Origin of the sequence: Sphingomonas sp. TZW2008 (genome assembly GCF_002117915.1) — a bacterium.
In the GTDB taxonomy this organism is placed as follows: domain Bacteria; phylum Pseudomonadota; class Alphaproteobacteria; order Sphingomonadales; family Sphingomonadaceae; genus Sphingomonas.
This window is the reverse complement of sequence record NZ_BDJB01000014.1, coordinates 132,614-157,386: the sequence shown is the minus strand read 5'-3', so window position 1 is coordinate 157,386 and position 24,773 is coordinate 132,614. Positions and strand designations below refer to the sequence as shown.

The 24,773-nt window shown below is 66.2% G+C and carries 21 protein-coding genes and 2 tRNA genes; 17 read left to right on the top strand and 6 right to left on the bottom strand.

Annotated features, from left to right (window positions below):
- The first annotated feature begins 24 nt into the window (after nucleotides 1-24).
- A complete protein-coding gene (gorA, locus tag B7L05_RS15050) occupies nucleotides 25-1,377 on the top strand; it encodes a glutathione-disulfide reductase (RefSeq protein ID WP_085811088.1) in 1,353 nt (450 codons plus the stop codon).
- A gap of 64 nt (nucleotides 1,378-1,441) precedes the next feature.
- On the opposite strand, the gene B7L05_RS15045 is transcribed toward gorA, so the two are convergent.
- The 3 genes from B7L05_RS15045 to B7L05_RS15035 all read right to left on the bottom strand — a co-directional run bounded on the left by B7L05_RS15045 (nucleotide 1,442) and on the right by B7L05_RS15035 (nucleotide 2,886).
- Complete coding sequence (locus B7L05_RS15045) at nucleotides 1,442-1,906, bottom strand: hypothetical protein (RefSeq protein ID WP_085811087.1); 465 nt, start codon at nucleotides 1,904-1,906, stop codon at nucleotides 1,442-1,444.
- Nucleotides 1,907-1,968: 62 nt separating this feature from the next.
- Complete coding sequence (locus B7L05_RS15040; protein WP_085811086.1) at nucleotides 1,969-2,427, bottom strand: vgr related protein; 459 nt, start codon at nucleotides 2,425-2,427, stop codon at nucleotides 1,969-1,971.
- Nucleotides 2,428-2,436: 9 nt separating this feature from the next.
- Nucleotides 2,437-2,886 (bottom strand): copper chaperone PCu(A)C, encoded by a 450-nt coding sequence (locus B7L05_RS15035; protein ID WP_085811085.1) that lies wholly within the window; start codon nucleotides 2,884-2,886, stop codon nucleotides 2,437-2,439.
- A 224-nt stretch (nucleotides 2,887-3,110) separates the two neighbouring features.
- Between B7L05_RS15035 and dnaK the strand changes: the two genes are divergently transcribed.
- The 5 genes from dnaK (at nucleotide 3,111) to B7L05_RS15010 (ending at nucleotide 7,695) form a co-directional block, all read left to right on the top strand.
- Nucleotides 3,111-5,015 carry a molecular chaperone DnaK gene (dnaK, locus tag B7L05_RS15030; protein ID WP_085811084.1) on the top strand — a complete coding sequence of 635 codons (1,905 nt, stop codon included), beginning with the start codon at nucleotides 3,111-3,113 and terminating at the stop codon, nucleotides 5,013-5,015.
- Nucleotides 5,016-5,200: 185 nt separating this feature from the next.
- Entirely contained in the window at nucleotides 5,201-6,319 is a 1,119-nt protein-coding gene (gene dnaJ, locus B7L05_RS15025) for a molecular chaperone DnaJ (RefSeq protein WP_085811083.1), read from the top strand.
- Nucleotides 6,320-6,354: 35 nt separating this feature from the next.
- Nucleotides 6,355-6,726: a hypothetical protein gene (locus B7L05_RS15020; protein WP_085811082.1), complete on the top strand. Its 372-nt coding sequence runs from the start codon at nucleotides 6,355-6,357 to the stop codon at nucleotides 6,724-6,726.
- A 56-nt stretch (nucleotides 6,727-6,782) separates the two neighbouring features.
- Nucleotides 6,783-6,859, top strand: a tRNA-Arg gene (locus B7L05_RS15015).
- Between the two features lie 245 nt (nucleotides 6,860-7,104).
- Nucleotides 7,105-7,695 carry an NADPH-dependent FMN reductase gene (locus tag B7L05_RS15010; protein WP_085811081.1) on the top strand — a complete coding sequence of 197 codons (591 nt, stop codon included), beginning with the start codon at nucleotides 7,105-7,107 and terminating at the stop codon, nucleotides 7,693-7,695.
- Between the two features lie 126 nt (nucleotides 7,696-7,821).
- Here the strand turns inward: B7L05_RS15010 and B7L05_RS15005 are convergent.
- A tRNA-Cys gene (locus tag B7L05_RS15005) sits at nucleotides 7,822-7,895 on the bottom strand.
- A 142-nt stretch (nucleotides 7,896-8,037) separates the two neighbouring features.
- On the opposite strand from B7L05_RS15005, the gene B7L05_RS15000 reads away from it, so the two are divergent.
- The 4 genes from B7L05_RS15000 to B7L05_RS14985 all read left to right on the top strand — a co-directional run bounded on the left by B7L05_RS15000 (nucleotide 8,038) and on the right by B7L05_RS14985 (nucleotide 12,949).
- Entirely contained in the window at nucleotides 8,038-8,706 is a 669-nt protein-coding gene (locus B7L05_RS15000) for a protein-L-isoaspartate O-methyltransferase (protein WP_085811080.1), read from the top strand.
- 54 nt (nucleotides 8,707-8,760) lie between these two features.
- Nucleotides 8,761-10,266, top strand: a complete 1,506-nt coding sequence (locus B7L05_RS14995; protein WP_085811079.1) for a TolC family outer membrane protein — start codon at nucleotides 8,761-8,763, stop codon at nucleotides 10,264-10,266.
- A 39-nt stretch (nucleotides 10,267-10,305) separates the two neighbouring features.
- Nucleotides 10,306-10,821 carry a DUF2497 domain-containing protein gene (locus B7L05_RS14990; protein ID WP_085811078.1) on the top strand — a complete coding sequence of 172 codons (516 nt, stop codon included), beginning with the start codon at nucleotides 10,306-10,308 and terminating at the stop codon, nucleotides 10,819-10,821.
- Nucleotides 10,822-10,888: 67 nt separating this feature from the next.
- Nucleotides 10,889-12,949: a S9 family peptidase gene (locus B7L05_RS14985; RefSeq protein WP_085811077.1), complete on the top strand. Its 2,061-nt coding sequence runs from the start codon at nucleotides 10,889-10,891 to the stop codon at nucleotides 12,947-12,949.
- A gap of 69 nt (nucleotides 12,950-13,018) precedes the next feature.
- Here the strand turns inward: B7L05_RS14985 and B7L05_RS14980 are convergent, their stop codons facing one another.
- Nucleotides 13,019-13,900, bottom strand: a complete 882-nt coding sequence (locus tag B7L05_RS14980) for a hypothetical protein (protein WP_144037319.1) — start codon at nucleotides 13,898-13,900, stop codon at nucleotides 13,019-13,021.
- Nucleotides 13,901-14,111: 211 nt separating this feature from the next.
- Between B7L05_RS14980 and B7L05_RS17025 the strand changes: the two genes are divergently transcribed.
- From B7L05_RS17025 to B7L05_RS14970, 3 genes are all read left to right on the top strand, one after another.
- The gene (locus tag B7L05_RS17025) at nucleotides 14,112-14,837 is read left to right on the top strand and encodes a hypothetical protein (protein WP_144037318.1); all 726 of its coding nucleotides are present in this window, start codon (nucleotides 14,112-14,114) and stop codon (nucleotides 14,835-14,837) included.
- 184 nt (nucleotides 14,838-15,021) lie between these two features.
- A complete protein-coding gene (locus tag B7L05_RS14975; RefSeq protein WP_085811075.1) occupies nucleotides 15,022-17,685 on the top strand; it encodes a valine--tRNA ligase in 2,664 nt (887 codons plus the stop codon).
- 373 nt (nucleotides 17,686-18,058) lie between these two features.
- Nucleotides 18,059-19,516, top strand: a complete 1,458-nt coding sequence (locus tag B7L05_RS14970) for an MATE family efflux transporter (protein ID WP_085811074.1) — start codon at nucleotides 18,059-18,061, stop codon at nucleotides 19,514-19,516.
- Here the strand turns inward: B7L05_RS14970 and B7L05_RS14965 are convergent.
- Complete coding sequence (locus tag B7L05_RS14965) at nucleotides 19,513-20,409, bottom strand: diacylglycerol kinase family protein (protein WP_085811192.1); 897 nt, start codon at nucleotides 20,407-20,409, stop codon at nucleotides 19,513-19,515. The two genes, B7L05_RS14970 and B7L05_RS14965, sit on opposite strands and share 4 nt — an antisense overlap.
- A 76-nt stretch (nucleotides 20,410-20,485) precedes the next feature.
- On the opposite strand from B7L05_RS14965, the gene hemB reads away from it, so the two are divergent.
- The 4 genes from hemB to B7L05_RS14945 all read left to right on the top strand — a co-directional run bounded on the left by hemB (nucleotide 20,486) and on the right by B7L05_RS14945 (nucleotide 24,772).
- Complete coding sequence (gene hemB, locus B7L05_RS14960) at nucleotides 20,486-21,478, top strand: porphobilinogen synthase (protein WP_085811190.1); 993 nt, start codon at nucleotides 20,486-20,488, stop codon at nucleotides 21,476-21,478.
- Between the two features lie 62 nt (nucleotides 21,479-21,540).
- Entirely contained in the window at nucleotides 21,541-22,041 is a 501-nt protein-coding gene (locus B7L05_RS14955; protein WP_256926782.1) for a GNAT family N-acetyltransferase, read from the top strand.
- On the top strand, nucleotides 22,038-22,583 hold the full coding sequence (locus B7L05_RS14950; RefSeq protein ID WP_307718270.1) for a GNAT family N-acetyltransferase: 546 nt from the start codon (nucleotides 22,038-22,040) through the stop codon (nucleotides 22,581-22,583). Before B7L05_RS14955 ends, B7L05_RS14950 begins: the two co-directional genes overlap by 4 nt.
- Nucleotides 22,580-24,772, top strand: coding sequence for a fused MFS/spermidine synthase (locus tag B7L05_RS14945; RefSeq protein WP_085811073.1), 2,193 nt, complete (start codon nucleotides 22,580-22,582; stop codon nucleotides 24,770-24,772). Before B7L05_RS14950 ends, B7L05_RS14945 begins: the two co-directional genes overlap by 4 nt.
- The last annotated feature ends 1 nt before the right edge of the window (nucleotide 24,773 follow it).

The window sequence follows — 24,773 nt, the reverse complement described above, 5'->3', positions numbered from 1 at the left end:
GCACCACGCCACCGGAGTGAAGCGATGCCCGATTTCGATTACGACCTATTCACGATCGGTGCGGGATCGGGCGGCACGCGGGCTTCGCGCGTCGCCGGCGCGCATGGTGCGCGCGTCGCGGTGGCGGAGGAATATCGCGTCGGCGGCACCTGCGTCATTCGCGGCTGCGTGCCAAAGAAGCTGCTCGTCTACGGCGCGCATTTTGCCGAGGATCTGAAGGACGCGCAGCGCTTCGGTTGGCGCGTGCCCGACGATCTGGCGTTCGACTGGAAGTGCCTGCAGGAGAATGTGCTGAGCGAGGTCGATCGGATCAATCTAGCTTACACGACGACGCTCGAATCGAACGGCGCCGAGATCATCCACCAGCGCGCGACGATCACGGGCCCGAACGAGGTGACGCTGGCGGACGGTACCACCAAGACCGCGGGCCACATCCTCGTCGCGACGGGCGCACGCCCGCACGTGCCCGATTTCCCGGGCTGCGAGCACGGCATCACGTCGAACGACGTCTTTCATCTCGACGCGATCCCCAAGCGGGTGCTGATCGCGGGTGCGGGCTATATCGCGAATGAATTCGCGGGCATCTTCCACCAGCTCGGTGCCCACGTCATCGTCATGAACCGGACGAAGGACATCCTGCGCGGCTACGATCTCCAGATCCGCGACAGGCTGCTGCAGATCAGCATGATGAAGGGGCTCGATTTCCGCTTCGATTCGACGTTCGAGAAGATCGTGAAGCAGGACAACGGCTGCCTCGAAGTGCACATGATCGGGCAGGACGAACCGGTGATCGTCGATTGCGTGCTCTATGCGACCGGCCGGCTGCCCAACACCGAGGGGCTCGGGCTCGAGCGCGTCGGGATCGAGGTTGACGAGAAGGGCGCGATCCCGATCGACGACGATTTCCGCACCAGCTGCACGTCGATCTCGGCGCTGGGCGATGTCACCAACCGCATCCAGCTGACTCCGGTCGCGATCCGCGAGGGGCAGGCGTTCGCCGACAACATGTTCGGCAAGGGGGGCGCGAGCGTCGACTATGATTGCGTGCCCGCCGCCTGCTTCAGCCACCCGCCGATCGCCGGCGTGGGCATGACGGAGAGCGAGGCGCGGCAGAAGCTGGGATCCGTGCGGATCTACTCGTCCGATTTCCGGCCGATGAAGAATGTGCTCGCCGGCCGCGACGAACGGTCGCTGTACAAGATGGTGTGCGACGCGGAGACCGACCGCGTCGTCGGCATTCACATGATCGGGCCCGATTGCCCCGAGATCATCCAGGCGGCGGCTGTGTGCGTGAAGGCGGGGCTGACCAAGGCGCAGTTCGACCAGACGGTCGCGCTGCACCCGACAATGGCCGAGGAACTGGTGCTGCTTAAATAGCGCGTGTCGACGTGGGCGGGGGCGTGACCCCGCCCGGTTCCGGCGTTGGGCGGGGCGCGCCGCGTCAGGCGGCGTCCGGCTCGGTCGTTAATCGCTCGGCGACGAGCGCGGTGACGACCGATTGCAGGACGTGGATCGCCCAGCGTTCGGACGCCTTGCGTGGGCCTGCCTCCACCTCGCCCTCGGTGATGCCGAGCAGCGGCGCGACGCTGGCGATGTTGACCGCGTAGAGCGCGGTGCCGAAGGCGACGCCGAGCGCCGCCGGGGGCACGTTGGGCGCCCATTCGCGCAGCTGCGCGTAGAAGCCACCGAAGGCGGCCGACGCGCCGAGGTGATTGACGAACTCGACCGCGCTCGTGCCGGTGTCGCCGATCGCCTCGCGCGAGCCGGTGGTGCGGTCGATCCAGTCGACCGCGTCGCGATCGAGCGTCTTGCCAAGCACGCCGCTGCGCCGCCCTGCCCACATCGCCGCCGTCGTCACGATCCCCGCCATGATCCCGCCGGCGATCGCCGCGTTGCGCCTGTTCATGATCCGCTCTCCTCGATCGCCCGCTAGCCAGGGGAAAGCCGCCGCGGGGCGATCCGTTCCGCTCAGCGTGTGCCGAAGGGCAGGACGCTCTCGTAGCGGGCGAGTTCGGGCGCGCCGATCACGCGTGCCCCGGCGCGCAGCAGAAAGGCGTGGCGCACGATCTCCGCCTGCTGTTCGATGCCATAGCGCGCAAGCGGGCGACCCGGGACGAAGCTGTAATGGTAGCGGCAGAAGGGGTGGCGGGCGAGCGGCAGGAAGATGCCGCGCTGATGCTGCCAGATGTGGCACATCTCGTGAATGAACAGGCCCTGCTCGCCGAGCGGGGCGGCGGCGAAATCGTCGCGGTAGAGATCGCCGTGCGGATGGAAATGGATCCGCCCGCGCGGCGCCATGACGACGTGGCGCGGCTGGAAGAACGCCCATTTGTGATCGCACAACTCGACGCGCGCATAGTCGATCGTGTCGCCATAGACAGTGCGGGCGAGCGCCACCTCGCCCGCGGTGAGAGGCCGCGCCCCCATTGGATCAGATCACTTGGTGGCGGGCGGGGGATCGCCGGCGGCGACGACGCGCGCGTCCTGCTGGATCCGCGTTGCATCGGCGAAAGTGAAGGTGAAGGTGATCGTGCCGCCAGGCTTCACCGCCGGATTGAGATCGAATACCATCACGTGCTTGCCGCCCGGCGCGAAAGCGACCTTTGCCTTGGCGGGCACCGGCACCTGGGGAACCGCGTTCATCGTCATGGCGCCGTTCCCGGTAGCCATCGATTCGTGGATTTCGGTGCGGATCGCGACATCGGTGCTGACGCTGACCAGCGTCGCGTCGGTCGGCCCGCCGTAGATCGTGAAATACCCCGCTGCCGGCCGCCCCTCGACCGCGGCGAGCCGCACCCACGCATCGCTGACGTAGAGCTGCTTTTCCTGCGCGCAGCCCGCCAGCGCGATTGTGGTGGCGAGAAGCGCGGTGGCGGCGCGGAACATGGAACTCTCCTGAAAAGCGCTGGAACAGCCGCCACGCTACGCCCGCGCCGGGTGTGCGACAAGATGCGCCCGGGGTGTCCGGCGGAGGGACGCCGCGCGCTTCGGCACGTGTCTTGCGGCACGCCAAGCGCCACCTATATCGCGCTTCGTCAACGCTGTTGCGTCGCCGTAACGGGACGCGGCGGCACAGTTTTTTTGTTCAAGCAGGGGCTAGAAGAGCACTCATGGCAAAAGTTATCGGTATCGATCTGGGCACCACCAACAGCTGCGTCGCAGTGATGGAAGGCGGCAAGCCCAAGGTGATCGAGAATGCGGAAGGCGCGCGCACGACGCCGTCGATCGTCGCCTTCGCCAAGGACGGCGAGCGGCTGGTCGGCCAGCCGGCGAAGCGCCAGGCGGTGACGAACGGCGACAACACGATCTTCGCGGTGAAGCGCCTGATCGGCCGCCGGTTCGACGATCCGATCACCAAGAAGGACACCGAGTTGGTCCCCTATCACATCGTGAAGGGCGGCAACGGCGACGCGTGGGTGCAGGCCGGCGGCAAGGACTATTCGCCGTCGCAGATCAGCGCCTTCACGCTCCAGAAGATGAAGGAAACCGCCGAGAGCTATCTCGGCGAGACGGTGACGCAGGCCGTCATCACGGTGCCGGCATACTTCAACGACGCGCAGCGCCAGGCGACCAAGGACGCCGGCCAGATCGCGGGCCTCGAAGTGCTGCGCATCATCAACGAGCCGACCGCGGCGGCGCTGGCCTATGGCCTGGAGAAGCAGGACGGCAAGACGATCGCGGTCTATGATCTCGGCGGCGGCACCTTCGACGTCTCGATCCTCGAGATCGGCGACGGCGTGTTCGAGGTGAAGTCGACCAACGGCGACACCTTCCTGGGCGGTGAGGACTTCGACAACAAGGTCGTCGAATATCTCGCCGAGGGCTTCAAGAAGGACGAGGGCATCGACCTCGCCAAGGACAAGCTTGCGCTGCAGCGCTTGAAGGAAGCGGCCGAGAAGGCGAAGATCGAGCTGTCGTCGGCCGCGTCGACCGAGGTGAACCTGCCGTTCATCACTGCCGACCAGAACGGGCCGAAGCATCTCGTTAAGACAATCACGCGCACCGATCTGGAAAAGCTGGTCGACAGCCTGATTCAGCGCACGATCGAGCCGATGAAGAAGGCGCTCGCCGATGCCGGCGTGAAGGCCAGCGACATCAGCGAAGTGGTGCTGGTGGGCGGCATGACGCGCATGCCCAAGGTGCGTGAAGCCGTGAAGAATTTTTTCGGCAAGGATCCGCACACCGGCGTGAACCCCGACGAGGTGGTCGCGATGGGTGCGGCGATCCAGGCGGGCGTGCTGCAGGGCGACGTCAAGGACGTGCTGCTGCTCGACGTAACGCCGCTGTCGCTGGGCATCGAGACTCTCGGTGGCGTGTTCACCCGCATGATCGATCGCAACACGACGATCCCGACCAAGAAGTCGCAGACCTATTCCACCGCTGACGACAATCAGGGTGCGGTGACGATCCGCGTCTTCCAGGGCGAGCGCGAGATGGCGGCCGACAACAAGATGCTCGGCCAGTTCGATCTCGTCGGGATCCCGCCGGCGCCGCGCGGCGTGCCGCAGATCGAGGTGACGTTCGACATCGACGCCAACGGCATCGTCAACGTCTCGGCCAAGGACAAGGGCACCGGCAAGGAGCAGCAGATCCGCATCCAGGCGTCGGGCGGTCTCTCGGACGCTGACATCGACAAGATGGTGCGCGAGGCCGAGCAGTTCGCCGAGGAGGACAAGAAGCGCAAGGCAGGCGCCGAGGCGAAGAACAACGCCGAGAGCCTGATCCACACCACCGAGCGCCAGCTGGCCGACAATGGCGACAAGGTCGATGAAGCGCTGAAGGGTGAGATCCAGACCGCGATCGACGCTGCCAAGGCGGCGGTCGAGGGTGGCGATCCCGATGCGATGAACGAGAAGAGCCAGGCGCTCGCGCAGGTCGCGATGAAGCTCGGCCAGGCGATCTACGAGAAGCAGCAGCAGGCAGAGGCGTCCCCGAACGCCGATGCCGGCGACGCGCCGAAGCAGGATGATGTGGTCGACGCCGAATTCTCGGAAGTCGACGACCAGAAGGCGTAAGGCGTTCGCCCCTTCCCGTGAGGGAGGGGGCGGCCGAACGAAGTGAAGGCGTAAGCGATGCATAAGCCCGTCCGTGCCGCGCCTGTCGACGCACCGTTCCCATTCTCCGCCTCTTCGGCGGCGCGCGGAAGCGGCGCTCGGCAGGATCGGGGCGGGCGGCTGCTCGTATCTGCGGGGGCGGATCAGTGACCGAAGTCGATTTCTACGAACTGCTCGAAGTCGAGCGGACCGCGGATGCGGGCACGATCAAGTCGGCGTACCGCAAGCTCGCGATGAAATACCATCCGGACAAGAACGCCGGATGCAAGGACTCCGAGGCGAAGTTCAAGGCGGTGAGCGAGGCGTACGATTGCCTCAAGGATCCGCAGAAACGCGCCGCCTACGACCGCTTCGGCCATGCCGCGTTCCGAAACGGCGGCGGGGGCGGCGGCCATGGTCAGGATTTCTCGGGCTTCTCCGACATTTTCGAAAGCGTGTTCGGCGAGTTCATGGGCGGGCGCGCTGGTGGCCGCAGCCAGGTCCGCCGCGGCGCCGACCTGCGCTACGACATGGAGATCACGCTCGAGGAGGCGTATCACGGCAAGTCGGCGGAGATAACCGTCGATGTCACTGCCGCGTGCGATACGTGCCACGGATCGGGCGCGCGCGCTGGCAGCCGCCCGCACGCCTGCAACACCTGCGGCGGGCATGGCAAGGTACGCGCGCAGCAGGGCTTCTTCGTTGTCGAGCGCGCCTGTCCGGTGTGCAACGGGTCGGGTCAGGTGATCGACGATCCGTGCCCTGATTGCCGCGGCGACGGGCGCGTCGAGCGGACCAAGACGCTGACGGTCGAGATACCGCCGGGTGTCGACGAGGGGACGCGCGTACGGATGACGGGCGAGGGCGAGGCGGGTGCGCGCGGCGCGCCGCCGGGCGACCTGTACATCTTCCTCCACGTCAAGCGGCACGCGCTGTTCGAGCGTGAGGGGACGACGCTGTTCGCGCGCGCGCCGATCAGCTTCACCACTGCGGCCCTTGGCGGGTCGCTGACGATCCCTGGGCTCGACGGGCGCAATCACGAGGTGCGCATCCCCGTCGGCATCCAGTCGGGCAAGCAACTGCGTCAGCGCGGCGCAGGCATGCCGGTGCTGCAGGGCCGCGGCCATGGCGACTTGGTGATCCAGATCGAGGTCGAGACGCCGACCAAGCTGACGACGCGGCAGCGCGCGCTGCTCGAGGAATTCCGTGAGACCGAGACCGGCGACGAATGCCCTGCATCGCAAGGCTTTTTCGCGCGTTTGAAGAATGCGTTCGCCGGCGAGTAGCGTCGATCAGGGTAGGGCGCGAAGGAGTTGGACCGATGCGTATGCTGTTCCCTCTCGCGATCGCCGTCGCGATCATCGCCGCACCCGGTGCCGCGCGGGATCGTAACGCGATCCCCGCGGCGACGCCTGTCGGCAAGCCGCAGAACTGCATCCCGATCCGCAGCATCCGCGAGAGCCTGGTGCGCAGCGACCGGATCATCGATTTCCGGATGAACGGCAATCGCTACTATCGCGTCACGCTCGACCGCGGCTGCCCGCAGCTCGGCTTCGAGCGGCGCTTCAGTTACGCGACGTCGTTAAGCCAGCTCTGCGCGCAGGATATCATCACCGTGCTGCAGACGACGCCGGTGATGGCGGGGCCAAGCTGCGGCCTCGCGCCATTCCAGCCGGTGACGCTCGCCAAGTGACGCTGCCCGAAAACCGGCTGGCGCGCACGCATCGCGCCTGCTAGGCGAAGCGCCACGCACCCGTAGCTCAGCTGGATAGAGCGCTGCCCTCCGAAGGCAGAGGCCACAGGTTCGAATCCTGTCGGGTGCGCCAAGTTTCGTATAATCGCATGAGGCCCGGGCCGCGGTACGTTGCGGCCGTGCGTGCGCGTGTCTTGCGCGGCTGCGCGCGGCATGTACGGCTTCACCGAAACCTCGCTGCAACTACCGGCGGTAGCTATCACGACGCTGCCACCGCGGTGCGCGTGAGGTGGGCTTGGCCGTGCGGGATTGATCGGTAGAATTTTGCCCGTTGCGCCATGCCGGCGTTGCACCACGTCAATCCAATCGCGAGGTTCGATGAGCGACAACATCCTGATCTTCTACGGCTCGTATCGATCCGATCGGCAGGGGATCAAGCTCGCCCGGTGGCTGGTCGACGCGTTCGCCGCGCGCGGGGCAAACGCGGAACTGATCGACGCGAAGGCAATAGACCTGCCGCTGCTCGACCGCATGTACAAGGAGTATCCCAGCGGCGACGCGCCGGCGAAACTTGAGGCACTGGCGGGCAAGATCAAGGCGGCCGACGCGTTCGTCTTCGTCGCCGGCGAGTACAATTGGGGCGTCCAGCCGGGGCTCAAGAATCTAACCGATCACTTTCTGGAAGAGTGGTTCTGGCGCCCTGCCGCGATCGCCAGCTACTCGGCGGGCCGGTTCGCCGGCGCGCGGGCCGGGTTGCAGTGGCACGGCACGCTGTCAGAGATGGGTATGGTGGTGATATCGAGCGCGCTCGCGGTCGGCGGGATTGGCCATGTCTTTGACGCGGACGGCAAGCCCGCCGGCGAGGGCGGCGCGTCGCTGGCTCGTGCCTTTCCGCGCTTCGCCGACGATCTCGCGTGGTGGACCGAGGCGGCCTGCGCGCAGCGTATCCGGCGCGACCCGCCGTATTGACATGGCACGCGATCGCGGCGGAAGCGCCCTGCGCGGAATAACATCGATTGTCCCGGCGGATCATCCACCCGTAATCAACGGGCGACTTCGACCACAAAGCGTCGTTAATCGTGCCTGGTAAGAGAATGGAGGCCCGACCGGGAATCGAACCCGGGTGCAAGGATTTGCAGTCCTCTGCGTCACCACTCCGCCATCGGGCCTCGATGCGAGCGAGGGCGGGCTGATGCGGCGCGCGCGCTTCGCTGTCAAGCGCGCCATTGGCGCAACGCTGCCGCCGCGATAAAGCACGCCCTCCGACGACGTGTATTGCCATGATAAAACAGCTGTGCGACAGGTGAACCGATGACGACGACGATCGAACGCCCCGAAGATTTCGCTGCGATGCGCATCGCGATGGTTGCCAGCCAGTTGCGCCCCAATGCAGTGTCAGATCCGCGCGTGATCGCCGCGATGGCGGACGTGCCGCGCGAGCGGTTCGTGCCCGAGGCGCAGGCGAGCGTCGCCTATCGCGACGCGCTGTTGCCGCTGGGGCAGGGGCGGACGGCCAATCTGCCGATCGCGACCGGCCGGCTGCTCACCGAAGCGCGGCTGCAGCCCGGCGATCGCGTGCTGCTGATCGGGGCGGCAAGCGGCTACACCGCCGCAGTGCTGGCGCGGCTCGTCGCACACGTCGTGGCGGTCGAGGTCGATCCCGCACTGGTCGCGGTCGCGCGGCGAACGCTGGCGGGGGAGCACCGCGTCACCCTGATCGAGGCGCCGCTTGAGCGCGGCCATGCTGCGGACGGCCCGTACGACGTGCTCATCATCGACGGCGCGGTCGAGGAGATTCCGTCGACGCTGGTAACGCAGGTCGTGCCGGGAGGCCGGATCGTCGGTGGGCTGGTCGAGCGCGGCGTGACGCGGCTCGCCGCCGGGCGCCGCAGCGAGGGCGGTTTCGCGATGATCGACTTTGCCGACATCGATTGCGCGATCCTGCCCGGCTTCGCCACTCCGCCCAAATTCACCTTCTGACGTCGATTTTCGGTTGACGTCGATCCCTCCTCGCCTGCCCGCGTAAGGACCAAGATGAAGCGCGCCGTCCCCCTTGCTGCCCTGCTCTCGCTCGCCGCAACGCCCGCGGCCGCCGACACGCTGCGCGAGGCGCTCGCGCGCGCCTATCGCGAGAACCCGACGCTGACCGGCAGCCGCGCGCAGCAGCGCGCGACCGACGAAACGGTGCCGATCGCACGCGCCGCCGGCATCCCGACGCTCGGCACGAACGCGGGCTACAACGAGAATTTTCTGCAGACCGGCAATTCGCTGACCAACCCGGCGCGCCAGCTGACCGCGTTCGCCGGCGTGACCGTCCCCGTCTACCAGGGCGGGGCGGTGAAGAATTCGGTACGCGCCGCGGAGACGCGGGTCGAGGCGGGACAGGCGGGGCTGCGCAGCACCGAGGCGACGACGTTCACCGATGTCGTCGCGGCCTATAACAACGTGCTGCGCGACGAGGCGATCGTCGGCCTCAACACGCAGAACGTGCGCGTGCTCGACACCAATTTGCGCGCCAGCCGCGACCGGTTCCAGGTCGGCGATCTGACGCGCACCGACGTCGCCCAGTCCGAAGCGCGGCTGAGCTTGGCGCGCGCGCAATTGCAATCGGCGCAGGCGAACCTCGTCTCGAGCCGCGAGAATTACGTGCGCCTCGTCGGCCAGGCGCCGGGCGTGCTCGAGCCGCCGCCGCCGCTGCCCAATCTGCCCAACTCGCCCGACGCGGCGGTCGATGTGGCGCTCCAGAACAACCCTGCGCTGCTCGCCGCGCAGAAGACGCGCGACGCCACTGCCTATGACGTGCGCGTGGCGCAGGCCGGTCGATTGCCGCAGGTGGGCGTGACGGTTGGCGAGCAGTACAACAACTTTCTCGGGTCGCTCGGTGCGGGGCAGGGGTTCACCACCGTCCAGTCTGGTGCGGCGACCACCCTTGGGCTGCAGCTGCAGCTGCCGATCTTTCAGGGCGGGCGCGTCTCGGCGCAGATCCGCCAGGCGCGCGCGCTGCGCGGGCAGGCGATCGAGAACGCGACCGCGACCGAGCGGCAGGTGATCGCCTCGGCCCGTTCGGCCTATGCGATCTGGCGCTCCTCGCTCGAGGTGATCGCCTCGGCCGAAACCGCCGTCAACGCGAACAAGCTCAGCCTCGAAGGCGTGCGCGCCGAGAACAGCGTCGGCAACCGCACTATCCTCGACATCCTAAACGCTGAGCAGGAGCTGCTTAACAGCCAGGTGACGCTCGTTACCGCGCGGCGCGACGCCTATGTCGCTGGCTTCGCCCTGCTCGCCGCGATGGGCGAAGCGGAGGCGCGCGACCTCGGGCTCGACGGAGGCCCGCTGTACGATCCGACGGTAAACTACGGGCAGGTCCGCCGCAGTATCTCCGACTTCCGCGACGGCCCGCAGCCGCAGGCGGAAGCGCCCGGCACGCGCAACATCCCGGCGCAGAACGCCACCGTCACCCGCCCGCTCGACCCGGCGCTGAAGAGCGATGTTGACAGGACGCCGGCGTTGACGACAGGTGAGAACGCACCGAACCGCTGATCGTCAGCGGCTTCGCGGGACCTGGGGTGGATTGCGCGCATGGGGGATGTCAGCGCCGAGCCGTCGATGGAGGACATCCTGTCCTCGATCAAACGCATCATCGCCGAGGACGGCGACGATCGGCCCACGCGCCCGCGGCGCCAGGCGCCGCCGCGCGGGGCCGCGCTCCATGCTGTCGACGACGAGGCGGAGGAGGTGCTCGAGCTGAGCGATCCTATGCCGCCGAGCCCGCCCACCGCGCGCACTGCACCGCGTGCCGCCGCTTCGCCGACGCGCGAACCGGCACTGCGCGAGGCGCCGTTGCCTTCGTCTGCCACTGCCGCGACTCCCGAGCCGACGATCGTGTCGGAACAGACCGCGCAGGCGACGCGTAGCACGCTTGATTCGCTCTCCCGCCTGCTGGTGAAGCCCGAGGCGCCGAGCGATGGCACGCTCGAGGGTCTGGTGCGCGAGATGCTTCGCCCGATGCTGCGCGAGTGGCTCGACGCGAACCTGCCGTCGCTGGTCGAAACGTTGGTCGCACGCGAGATCACCAAGATCACGCGCGGTCAGTAAGCTCCGGCGCGTCCGCGCGGCGATCGGCGATTGTCGCGTCCGATACGATCTGCTCTAGTCGCGCGCCATGAGAATGCTCCTTTACGCGAGCCTGATCGCGCTCGCCGCCGCCCCGCTTGCCGCTCAAACGACGGGTGTCACTGCACCGCAGACGGCCGGTCGCCCACTGACGATCGAGGACGTCACGATGCTAAGCCGCATCGGCGCGCCGACCGTCTCGAAGGACGGGCGCTGGATGGTGTGGGCGCAGCGCGAGACCGACATCGACGCCGATCGTGGCCGCTTCGATCTGTGGCGCCTCGACTTGTCGCGTCGCGGCGCCGCGCCGCAGAAGCTGCTGGCGGACCCGCAGAAGGATGAGAACGATCCGCAGATCGTCGGCGCGATGGTGTATTTCACGATGGACGATGCGATCTGGTCGGTCCCCGTCGCTGGCGGTACGCCGCGCAAGCTGACGAGCTTCGCCGGCGGGTTCAACGGCTTCAAGGTCGCGCCGACGGGTGACCGGATCGTCGTGTGGGCGGATCGCCTGCCCGGTGCGCCGAGCCTCGAGCAGCCGATGATCAAGAAGCGTGCCGATGCCGGCGTGGGTCGGACCTATGACAAGCTGTTCGTGCGCCACTGGGATACGTGGGCGGACGGCACGCGCCAGCAGCTCTTCGTCCTGCCGCTGACCGCGGCGGGCGCGCCGGGCAACGGCAAGGCGGTCGTCGGCGCGCTCGTCGGCGATACGCCGTCCAAGCCGTTCGGCGGGGCGGAGGAAGTGGCGTGGAGCCCCGATGGCCGCACGCTCTACTTCGCGCTGCGCGAGGCGGGGCGGATCGAGGCGACCTCGACCAACCTCGATATTTTCGCGGTGCCGGCGGACGGCAGCGCTGCGCCGGTCAAGCTGACCAATGCGAACGGCGCGACTGACAATCTGCCGACCGTGTCGCCCGATGGCCGCAAGCTCGCCTATTTCGCGATGCGCCGGCCGGGGTACGAGGCTGACCGCCAAGTGCTGACGTTGCGCGATCTCGCGTCGGGGCAGGTCACCTCGCTGACGGCGCGCTGGGATCGCTCGGTCGGCTCGATCGCCTGGGCTCCCGATTCGCGCAGCCTCTACGTCACTGCCGACGATACGCAGGAAACACCGCTGTTCCGCGTCGATGCGGCCACGGGCGAGGTCAAGCGGCTGACGCAGCAGGGACATGTGTCGGCAGTGGCGGTGACGCCGACCGGGCCGGTGGTGGCGATCGACTCGCTGATTGCCCCGGCCGATTTCTACCGCGTCGCGGGCACCGCCGCGCCGCAGCGGCTCACCAGCGTCAACGCCGCGAAGCTCGCCGGCATCGCGATGCCGACGGTCGAGCGGTTCAGTTTCACTGGGGCGAACAACGACACCGTCTGGGGCTATGCGGTGAAGCCGGCAGATGCCGCGGGTAAGGTGCCGATCGCCTATATGGTCCACGGCGGGCCGCAGGGATCGAGCAACAACAGCTGGTCCTATCGCTGGAACCCGGCGGTATTCGCGAGCGCCGGCTATGGCCTCGTCGCGGTCGATTTCCACGGCTCGACCGGCTACGGTCAGGCCTTCACCGACGCGATCCGCAACAATTGGGGCGGTTGGCCGCTGGAGGATCTGAAGAAGGGACTTGCCGCGGCGACCGCCAAGTTCACCTGGCTCGATGGCGACAATGCCTGCGCGCTCGGCGCCTCCTACGGCGGCTATATGATGAACTGGATCGAGGGGCAGTGGCCTGATCGGTTCAAGTGTATCGTCCAGCACGACGGCGTCTTCGACGCGCGCGCCATGGCGTACGAGACCGAGGAATTGTGGTTCGACGAGTGGGAGCACGGCGGCAAGACGTACTACGAGGATCCGGCCGCGTTCGAGAAGTGGAACCCGGTTAACCATGTCGCCAAGTGGAAGACGCCGCAGCTCGTCATCACCGGTGAGAAGGACTTCCGCATCCCCTATACGCAGGGGCTGGCGGCGTTCACCGCGCTCCAGCGGCGCGAGATTCCGTCGCGGCTGCTGGTGTTCCCGAACGAGAACCACTGGGTGCTCAAGCCCAAGAACTCGCGGCAATGGTATCGCGAGGTTATTGGTTGGGTGGACAAGTGGACGGCCCCACAACAAAGATAAAGCGTGGAATAATACGACGATAAGTTAGCGTATGAAATGGAATTCATTCAATAGAATACTGATCATACCCTATCGTCCATAGGTACTCGCAAACTCGCGGCTGTTGACCAGTTCACGCGCAAGGAAGCCCGCGCCGTCCACCAGTCCCAACTGTTGGAGATACGGTACAAAGGATTGAAGTCCCGAGGTGTCTGCCGGCCGGTGAAGTATAGCGTTGTAGAGCGCATGGGTCAGAGCAGTCTCGGCATCGTCGTTTTGTCGATAGTTGCCGGCTGCGGGGTCGTGATGTTGCAAGATTTGGCGTACTTCGCGCGCGATGTTTGCGGTCCTGCGTTCAAGATTGCTGTCCGCTGCGCGGAAGAACTGTCTAATGAAGGTAGCGGTGGGAGAGTTGATGAGTGAAATCGGAGGGTTGTAGATAGACTCTTCGAGCGAAGGTTCGTCACGCAGAATCGACTGTAGAAAAATCTGATCGTCAAACCCGTCCTGCGAGAAATTTCTGGCTGCCCGCATTCGGGAGTCGGGAATCGCCTCAGTCAGCGCATGCCATCGCTCAACAATGAGACGGGCAAGCGGCTCAGCAAAATTTAGCATGACAACACCCGCGTTAACGTCCCACCAAGACCGCTCGTTGTCATCGGATATTGCCATGATAGCGGCAAAGTTATGCTTGCTTGCCAAAAAGCTATGAAGATCAAACGATAAGTCAGCAATATAGGCGTCTGCATCCAGGTATACAGCCCAGCCTTTATACCCACGGTCCATTAACTCCTTCAGCATGTAACAACGGTTGAACGTAGAATGCCAGGAAAAATAACCTTTTTTGATACCTGTATAACTTTCATAGCGGCAGGCATTGGTTTTGCAGAATCGTATCACTGTCTGGCTGGTTGCAAGCATCATTTCATTGTAATTTAATGGATCGGCTGTCTGTAGGAAGGTGATATCCATCGCAGGTTCCACATCGATCGTTGAACACATGTAACATGGTCCTGGTCGGCAATCCGAACCGCCGCAACCCTTCTTTCGTGGAAGTATCAAATCAAGATGTCATTGCAGATTACGTAGCGTCTGAGGCGGGTACAATAAACCTTGACATTAATTGGACGCGCACTGGAAGGCCGTTATGATGGTCACGATTTGCTCGTATTGGTGGTAAGCGATGGGTATTGACAGATATAATCTAGAGTTTTTGATTGAAGCTCACAAAAGAACAGGTCCATTCCGGAAGTTGGCTACCCTCGGTAGGCAGGGACTGCATTTCTCGGAAGGGGATATCCCGTTTGCAGATAAAATGATAAGGACGAGTGGCATCGGAATTTCGCTTGAGGAAGCTAGCGGCAAGGATCTCTACGCCGATAATCGTTTATTTTCGCGCTTTGGCGCGTCCGAAACGATTTCGTTAGATGCTTCGACATTCGAGCAAGCCGCGATCATTCACGATTTTAATGATCCGATACCGGATCAGTTCGATGAAAGGTTCGATACTGTCATTGACGGGGGATCGCTAGAACACATTTTCAACGTTCCGGTTGCGGTGTCCAATCTAATGCGAATGACGCGCGTCGGGGGGCATGTCATGGGGATGACGCCAGCAAACAATTGGCTGGGCCACGGTTTCTACCAATTCTCGCCTGAGTGGGTTTTTCGCATATTTGCACCGTCGAATGGCTTCGTTGCCGAGGCAGTTTTTCTGTCGCATATGGATGGAACACCGCTCGAGGAAATCTTTGATGCGGGTGCGGCAGGCAAGCGGGGAGAAATAGGCATAACTCGTTGGCTTACGACTATGTACTATATTGCAAGGAAAGTTGAGCATGTGCGTCCATTCGAAGCGCGGTGGCCCCAACAAGGTGACTACCAAGCGGCTTGGGACGCGAACGAATGAAACGTGTATCAGGCAGTCTGGCAGCTGGATGCATACGGTTCTTTATAAGTCGCCTTGATATATTGGTTATTGTGGGTTTGAGCGACGATGTTTCTTTTTATTAGCGTTGTCGTTCTAGTCATATATTGTCGCAGCCGATATCCAACGCTTGGGTTCCACGCGGCGCGCAGCTATGGCCAGCGGAATGAACGCGCTTTCCGAATCTAGTCTCCCCAAGACCTTCGACCCCGCCACGATCGAATCCCGCGTGTACAGCCATTGGGAGGAGAATGGCCTGTTCCGCCCCGATCGCCCGGGCGCGGAGCCGTGGACGATCGTCAATCCGCCGCCCAACGTCACCGGCTCGCTGCACATCGGCCACGCGCTCGACAACACGCTGCAGGATATTCTGACGCGCCACGCGCGGTTGAAGGGCAAGGACGCTTTGTGGGTGGTTGGCACCGATCACGCCGGCATCGCCACGCAGATGGTGGTCGAGCGGCAGATTGCGCTCCGCCAGCAGAAGCGCACCGATTTCACCCGCGACGAATTCGTCGCCAAGGTGTGGGAGTGGAAGGCGGAGAGCGGCGGGCAGATCACCGGCCAGCTGCGCCGCTTGGGCTGCTCGATGGACTGGGCGAACGAGCGGTTCACGATGGACGAGGGCTTCTCGAAGGCCGTGCTCAAGGTCTTCGTCGAGCTCCACCGCCAGGGCCTGCTCTATCGCGACAAGCGGCTGGTGAACTGGGATCCCGGCCTCGGTACCGCGATCAGCGATCTCGAGGTCGAGACGCGCGAGGTGAAGGGCAACTTCTGGCGGCTGCGCTATCCGCTCGAGGACGGTTCGGGGTTCATCGAGGTCGCGACGACGCGGCCCGAGACGATGCTCGCCGACATGGCAGTGGCGGTGCACCCGGCGGATGAGCGCTACACTGCGCTGATCGGTAAGAACGTGCGCCTGCCGATCACCGGCCGCCTGGTCCCGATCGTCGCCGACGAACACGCCGATCCGGAACTTGGGTCGGGCGCGGTGAAGATCACCCCAGGGCACGACTTCAACGACTTCGAGGTGGGAAAGCGCGCAGGCATGAAGGCCGGCGAGATGCTCAACATGCTCGATGCCAAGGCGAACATCGTCCAGGTGGCCGACGGGCTGATCCCAGCCGATCTGCTCGGCCTGTCGACGGCAGAAGCACGCAAAGCGGTCGTCGCGCGGCTGAAGGCCGACGGGGTGCTCGTGCCGCACGTCGACAAGGAAGGCGTCGAGCACGACGCCGAGCCGCGCACGATCCAAACGCCGTTCGGCGATCGCTCAGGCGTCGTGATCGAGCCGTGGCTGACGGACCAATGGTATGTCGACGCCAAGACGCTGGCGCAGCCCGCGATCGAGGCGGTCCGGTCCGGCGCGATCCGCCTCGTCCCCAAGACATGGGAAAAGACCTATTTCAACTGGATGGAGAACATCCAGCCGTGGTGCGTCTCGCGCCAGCTGTGGTGGGGCCATCAGATCCCGGCGTGGTTCGACGCCAACGGCAAGGCCTATGTCGCCGAAACTGAGGCCGAAGCACAGGCGCAAGCGGGCGAGGGCGTCGCCCTCACGCGCGATCCCGACGTGCTCGACACCTGGTTCTCCTCCGCGCTGTGGCCCTTCGCCACGATGGGCTGGCCGGAGAACAGCGACCCTACGCTCGGCGGGAGGTATCCCAATGACGTGTTGATCTCGGGCTTCGACATCCTGTTCTTCTGGGATGCGCGCATGATGATGCAGGGCATGCACTTCATGAAGGACGTGCCCTTTAAGACGCTCTACCTGCATGGCCTGGTCCGCGCGGCGGACGGCGCGAAGATGTCCAAGTCCAAGGGCAATACCGTCGATCCGCTCGGCCTGATCGACAAATATGGCGCGGACGCGCTGCGTTTCTTCATGGCGGCGATGGAAAGCCAAGGCCGCGACATCAAGATGGATGAGAAGCGGGTCGAGGGGTATCGCAACTTTGCGACCAAGCTGTGGAACGCCAGTCGTTTCTGCCAAGCGAACGGCATCGGCGGATCGACCACGCTCGAGCCGCCGGCGGCAACCTCTGCGGTCAACAAATGGATCGTCGGCGAGGCGATCAAGGCGATCCAGTCGGTCGACCTCGCGCTCGGCGAATATCGCTTCGATGCTGCGGCGAACGCGATCTATCAATTCGTCTGGAGCCAGTTCTGCGACTGGTATCTCGAACTCATCAAGGGTTCGATCGATGACGAGACCAAAGCGGTCGCCGGCTGGGTGCTCGACCAGATCCTGGTCGTGCTCCACCCGTTCATGCCGTTCATCACCGAGGAGCTGTGGCACGCGCTCAGCGACCGCGATCATGACCTGATCGTCGCACACTGGCCGATGGCCGATGCACGCGCGATCGATCCGGCCGCCGCGCAGGAGATCGACTGGCTGATCCGCCTCGTCGGCGAAGTGCGCTCCAGCCGCACCGAGCTGAATGTGCCGCCGGGCGCGCGGCTGCCTTATGCGGTGGCGGATGCGAACGCCGAGACGCAGGCACGCCTCGATCGCAACGCTGCAACGATCGCGCGCCTGGCGCGGATCGATCCAGGCGAAGTCGTCGGCGGGACCGCGCAGGTTGTGGTGGACGAGGCGACCTTCCGCCTCGCGCTGGGCGACGTGATCGATCTCGCCGCCGAGCGCGCGCGTCTCGCCAAGGCGATCGCCGCAGCGGAGAAGGAGCGCAACGCGCTCGCTAGCCGGCTCGGCAATGCGAGCTTCGTCGAGCGCGCGAAGCCCGAGGCGGTCGAGAAGGCGCGCGCCGACCACGCCGAGAAGGCGGCGGAGGCTGAGCGGTTGACGGCTGCGCTTAACCGGCTGGGCTAAGCCGGCGGGCAACGTTTCCGACGATTTCACGACGATGGCGGGCCAACTGCACCATCGCGCCTGATGTGCGCGGTGGCGCGTCGCCGCGCATCGCCCCGGTTCAGCTTCGCACAGATTGGTATCGTCCGTGCGCCGCCGCGGGCGTCCCGCCAATCGGTAGCCGATCCGGATAGGCGGCGCGGCCGTGTCGCCGGCCCTCGACGATGCGACGGCTCGACGCAACGCGCGACTGAAGCTGGCGCGCGCGCTCCCGGGGCGGCGCCGGCGTTCCCGCCTGCCGCCGCGATCCAGTTGCGGCTTGTCGTGCCCGCGCACGTGCCGCAAGGTGGATCGCGACCGGAACAATGCCGGCGCCGGGGATTAGGGGAGCGTGATGGAAGAACCGGTTCCCCATTTGCGCCCCGGCCAGCGCGATCTCACCACCGGGCCGATCGGATCGGCGCTGCTGATGTTTGCCCTGCCGACACTGGCGTCGAACGTGCTGCAATCGGCAAACGGATCGATCAACGCGATCTGGGTCGGGCGCTTTCTGGGCGAAGGGGCGCTGGCGGCGACCTCGAACGCCAACATCATCATGTTCCTGATGTTCGGCGCGGTGTTCGGCTTCGGCATGGCGGCGACGATCATCGTCGGGCAGAGCTGGGGGCGGCGCGACATCGAGGCGGCGCGGCGCGCGTTCGGCTCGGCGATCGGCCTCGTGCTCGCGGGATCGGTGATCGTCGGCGCGCTTGGCTGGATCTTCGCGCCGCAGATCCTCACCGCGCTTGCCACACCGGCCGATGCGTTCACCCCGGCGCTCGATTACCTGCGCGTCATCTTTCTCGCGCTGCCGGCCTCGATGCTGCTGGTGCTGATGTTCATGGGACTGCGTGGCACGGGCGATTCGGTGACGCCCTTGTGGTTCATGGGGCTCGCCGTGGTGATCGACGCGGGGATGAATCCGCTGCTGATCGCCGGCATGGGGCCGTTTCCGCGGATGGGCATCGCGGGCTCTGCCACCGCGACGCTGATCGCCAACATCGTCGCGCTCGGCGCGCTGGTCGGCTGGATCGCGTGGCGCGATTTGCCGCTGCGGCTGAAGGGGGCGGAGATCCGCTACATCCTGCCCGAACGCACGCTGGTGCGCACGATCGTTGGCAAGGGGCTGCCGATCGGTGCGCAGATGCTGGTGCTGTCGACCAGCGCGCTGGCGATGGTCGGCCTCGTCAACCGCAATGGCATCGATACCGTCGCCGCCTACGGCATTGTCCAACAATTGTGGGGTTATGTGCAGATGCCGGCGATGGCGATCGGCGCGGCGGTATCGGCGATGGCGGCGCAGAATATCGGCGCGGGTCGATGGGATCGCGTCGCGCGGATCACGCGATCCGGCCTTTTCTACAACATCGGATTGACCGGGGTAACGGTGGCGCTGGTGCTGCTCTTCGACACCACGATCATCGGGCTGTTCATTCCCGGCGGCAGCCCGGCGCTGCCGATCGCGCAGCATATTAACCTGCTCGCCACCTGGGGGTTCATCATGTTCGGCGGCACGATGGTGCTGTTCGGCGTCGTGCGCGCGAACGGCGCGGTGTGGGGTCCGCTCGCGATCCTGACGATCGCGATGTTCCCGGTGCGGCTAGGCGTCGCGTTCGCGCTCCAGCCGCTGCTCGGATCCGACGCTCTGTGGTGGAGCTTCCCGGTCGGATCGGCGGCGAACGTCGCGCTCGCCGCGCTATATTATCGCTACGGCGGCTGGCGCGAAGGCGGGCTGCTGGTGCCGGAGGATCACTGCGAGGAACGCAGCCACGCGGATATCGAGCCGGCCGGCCAGTTGAAGCCGGTAAGCTAGGCGGCGGCTTCGGGGGGCGCGGGGACCATCACGCGGATCACCCCGGCGGCGATCTTCGCGCGGATCGGGGTATGCGCCAGCACCTCGCCGTCGATCGAGATCGGCAGGCTTGGCCGCGTGTCGACCTTCAGATCGCAGCCGGTGAAGGTCACCGTATCCTGATGCCGCGCCTCCATCCCGAAGAAGCTGGTGAACCAGTTCTTGAACAAGGTGCGCTTGTAGCGCGCGGTCACCGCCTGGACGACGATCTTGCCCGAATCGACGTGCGCCTCGTCCACCAGCCAGGTGCCGCCGTGATACGGTCCGTTCGAGATGCGCACCTCCACCACGCGCATGCGCTGCTCACCTGTCCCATCGTCAACGGTGAGCATGAAGGGGCGGAACTTGGCGAACTGCACGCCCGCCCAGCCGAGATAGCCGACGCGCCCCAACACCTTCTTCAGATTGTGCGGCACCGTCTCGGCGATCTGCGGCGAGAGGCCCATCGCGGCGCAATTCGCGAAATAATCGTCGTCGATCATGCCGAGATCGATCCGCCGCGGGACGCCGGTGCGAAAGACGTCGATCGCCCCGTCGATGCCGAGCGGCAGGCCCAGCGTGCGCGCGAAGCTGTTGGCGGTGCCGAGCGGCAGCACGCCGAGGATCACGTCGTGCCCGACGAGCAGGTCGACGAGCCCGCTGATCGTCCCGTCTCCGCCGCCGAGGATGACGAGATCGGGCTTCTTCTCCAGTGCGCGGCGCACCGTGCGCTCGAGATGCTCGGGGTTCTTCACGGCATGCGCGTCCACCGGAAAGGGCAGGTCGCGCATGCGGGCGCAGGCACGCTTGAACAGCTTCTGTCCCTTGCGGGACTTGGCGTTGACGACCAGCGCGGCGGACTTGATCTCGTTCATGCCCGCCAAACGCGCGAGCGGCAGTTTCGCCCCCGTAACGCTTGCGATGGCGAACGCCGCGGCGCAAGGCGGACGCATGCACGCCCCGTTCCCCGCGCTACGCCTACGCCGCACCCGGTCCGCCGCGTGGAGCCGCCGCCTCCACCGCGAAACGACGCTGACCCCGGCAGACCTCATCTGGCCGCTGTTCATCGCCGAGGGTGAGGGCGTCGAGGAGCCGATCGCCAGCCTGCCCGGCGTGTCGCGCTGGTCGGTCGACGGCATCGTTTCGCGCGCGCGCGAGGCGCAGGCGCTGGGCATTCCGTGCCTCGCCTTCTTCCCCAACACGCCGGCCCATCTGCGCAGCGAGGACGGGCGTGAGGCGCTCAATCCCGACAATCTGATATGCCGTGCGATCCGCGCGGTGAAGGAGGCGGTACCCGATATCGGCATCCTCACCGATGTCGCGCTCGATCCCTATACCGCGCACGGACACGACGGGTTGGTCGATGCGGCGGGCTATGTCGTCAACGACACCACGGTCGAGATCCTCGTCGGCCAATCGCTCAACCAAGCGGCGGCAGGGGCGGACATCATCGCGCCATCGGACATGATGGACGGGCGCGTCGGCACGATCCGCGCGGCGCTGGAGGCGGACGGCCACGCCAACGTCCAGATCATGGCCTATGCCGCCAAGTACGCCAGCGCCTTCTACGGCCCGTTCCGCGACGCGGTTGGCAGTCGCGGGCTGCTGAAAGGCGACAAGGCAACGTATCAGATGGATCACGGCAACGCCGAGGAAGCGCTGCGGGAGGTCGCGCTCGACCTGGCCGAGGGGGCGGACAGCGTGATGGTGAAGCCAGGGCTGCCGTATCTTGATATCGTCGCGCGAGTGAAGCAGCGCTTCGAGGTGCCGGTGTTCGCGTATCAGGTGTCGGGCGAATATGCGATGATCGAGGCGGCCGTCGCGGCCGGCGCGGCGGATCGCGACGCGATCGTGTTAGAGACGCTGACCGCGTTCAAGCGCGCGGGAACGTCGGGGGTGCTGACCTATCATGCGGTGCATGCCGCGCGTCTGCTGGGCGCGTGAACCCGGCGGGTCTGTCCATCATGCCGCCACTCGACGATGCCCCGATCGTGACGGAGCGGCTGATGCTTCGCGTACCCGAGCCGCGTGATCGCGCCGCGCTGCACGCGATGTGGGCGGACCCGCGAGTGATGGCGGATCTAGGCCCAGTCAAATCGGCGGCCGAGAGCGACGCGGCGCTTGCCCGCCATGCCGCCTACGCGCCGCTCGGCTTCCGTGTGGTCGAACTGCGCGATGGCGGCGCGGCGATCGGCTTCTGCGGCCTCAAGCCCGGCGCATCCGACACGCCGATCGCTGGCATGCTCGAGATCGGATGGATGCTCGCAACGGATTACTGGCGGCAGGGCTATGCCCGCGAGGCAGCCGCCGCGACGCTCGCCTGGGGTTGGGCCACGCGCGACGAGCCGGCGATCGTCGCGATCACGGCCGAGCGCAACGCGAAGAGCCGCGCGTTGATGGCGCGGCTGGGCATGCGGCACGATCCGGCGATGACGTTCGATCACCCGGCGTTCGCGCTCGACGACCCGCGCCGGCGGACGGTCACCTATCGGATCGATCGTCGGTGACCGAGGCGATTGTGATGGAGACGCCGCGCCTTGTGCTCCGGCGGTGGCGCGATGCCGATGTCGTGCCGTTCCACGCGATGGGGCAGGACGCAGCGGTGATGCGCTACCTTGGCCCGCCGATGGACGTGGCGGCCTGCACCGCCACCGTCACCCGGATGAACGCGCTCGCCGACGCCGCGGGGGATTGCTTCTGGGCGCTCGAACGCCGCGCCGACGGCGCGTTCATCGGCTTCTGCGGCATCAAGCCCGGGCCGGCGGGCACGCCGATCGCCGACGCGCCGGAAATCGGCTGGCGGCTAGCGCGCGACGCCTGGGGGCAGGGGTACGCGCGCGAGGCGGCCGCGGCGTGTCTTGCACGTGCATGGGATCGCGGCACGGCGCGGGTTCACGCGATCACCGTTGCCGCGAACGAGCAGAGCTGGGGGCTGATGATCCGACTGGGTATGCGCCGCGTCACCGACGGCGATTTCGATCATCCCGCGCTCGCCGAAGGCGATCCGCTGCGCCGGCACGTCCACTATACCATCGATCGCCCGCAATGATCGCGCGGTCGAGCCGCGGGCTGTTCGTCGCGACGATCCTGACCGGATCGTTCCTGCTGTTCCTCGTCCAGCCGATGGTGGCGCGGATCGCACTGCCGCGGATTGGCGGCGCGCCGGCGGTGTGGAACTCGGCGATGCTGGTGTACCAGGCGCTGTTGCTTGCGGGCTACGGCTACGCACACGGCCTCGGGCGGCTCGCCGTCCGGCAGCAGGCGGGCGTTCACCTCGCGCTGCTTTTGCTGGCGATGCTATGGCTGCCGATCGGCGTGCTCGCCTGGCCGATGCCGGAAGGGATCGCGCCCGAATGGTGGGTGCCCTGGTTGCTCGCCGCCTCAATCGGCCCGTTGTTCGTGATCGTCTCGGCGCAGGCGCCGTTGTTGCAGCGCTGGTTCGCCGCCGCCCGCCCCGACGAGGATCCTTATCGGCTTTACGCCGCGTCGAATCTCGGCAGCTTCGCCGGGCTGATCGCTTATCCGCTCGCGGTCGAGCCGCTGCTGCCCGTCGCGGGGCAGCGCTGGCTGTGGAGCGCGGGCTACGTGGTGCTCGTCGCGCTCGTCGCGGTGATCGCGACCGGCCTGCCGCGCAGCGGCCCGGCAGCGGCCGCCAGCGAGCCGGCGGCGCGGGTCGCTGCCACCCCCGCCGGGCCATGGCGCGTCGCGCACTGGATCGCGCTCGCCGCCGTGCCGTCGGGGCTGATGCTCGCGACATCGACCTATATCACGACCGATATCGTCGCGATGCCGCTGCTGTGGGTCATCCCGCTCGGGGTCTATCTGCTCAGCTTCACGATCGCCTTCGCCGACGATCGCAGCGTCGCCGATCTGATCGTGCGCATCGCCCCGGTGACGATCCTGCTGTTCGGCGGCGTGATGATCGGCGGCTTCTCGGTCCAGCCGTTCTTCGGGCTCGCACTGGCGATCGTGCTTCTGTTCATGGCGTCGGTCGCGCTGCACTCCGCGCTCTACCGGCTGCGCCCCGCGCCCGAGCGGTTGACGGGCTTCTATCTCGCGATGTCGGTCGGGGGTGCGATTGGTGGGCTGTTCGCCGGGCTCGTCGCGCCGGCGCTGTTCGACTGGACGTGGGAATATCCAATCCTGATCCTTGCGGCGGGCGCGCTGGTGCCGCAGGTGTTCCTCGCGCATCCGGTCCGCGCATTGTGGAACCGCGGCCGTGGGCTACCGGCCTTCGTCGCCGTCACGATCGTGCTCGCCGCGCTGCTCGCGCTGCGCCGCTGGGGTCCGGACGCGCTGTTCGGCGAGGATCATACCGGCATCGTGTTCGTCACGATCGCGATCGTCGGATTGCTGACGGTCGGGCAACGCCGCGCGTACATGATGGTGCTCGGCACCGCGCTGCTGCTGTTCGGCGGGATCACCGCGATCCAAATCTCGCTCGCCGGTACGATCCGCACGCGCAGCTATTTCGGCGTCTACAGCGTCGATGAGCAGGCGAGCAAACGCACGCTGGCGCACGGCACCACATTGCATGGCGTCCAGCTGCTCGGCAGCCCGGCGCGCGAGCAGACGCCGACGACCTATTACGTGCCCTCCTCGGGGGTCGGCCGCGCGATGACGCTCGCGCCCGCGCTCTACGGGCCGGAGAGCCGCATTGGCGTCGTCGGGCTGGGGACGGGGACGCTCGCCTGCTACGCCTGGCCGGGGCAGCGCTGGACGTTCTTCGAGATCGACCCCACGATGGTCGACCTGGCCCGGACGCGGTTCTCGTTCGTCCGCACCTGCGCGCCCGACGCGACGATCACGCTCGGCGATGCGCGACTGTCGATCGCGCGGGCGCCGCGCGGTGCCTTCGACCTCCTCGCGCTCGATGCCTTCTCGTCGGATGCGGTGCCGATCCACCTGCTGACGCGCGAGGCGTTCGCCGATTACGGCCGCGCGCTCCAGCCCAAGGGGCTGTTGCTGGTGCACATCTCGAACCGCTATCTCGATCTTTCGCCGGTGGTCGCCGCCGCGGCGGCGGCAGGTGGATGGCACGCGATCCAACTGGTCGACCGTCCCCTGACGCGCGAGGAGGCAGGGTCGATATCGCATTGGATCGCCCTGTCACGCGATCCCGCCGCGATCCGGCAGTTGCGCGGCATCGGTACCGGGTGGGTCAGCCTCGCTCACTCTCCCGGCTACAGCGGCTGGAGCGACGATTATGCGTCTATCCTGCCGCTGCTGCACCGGTGAG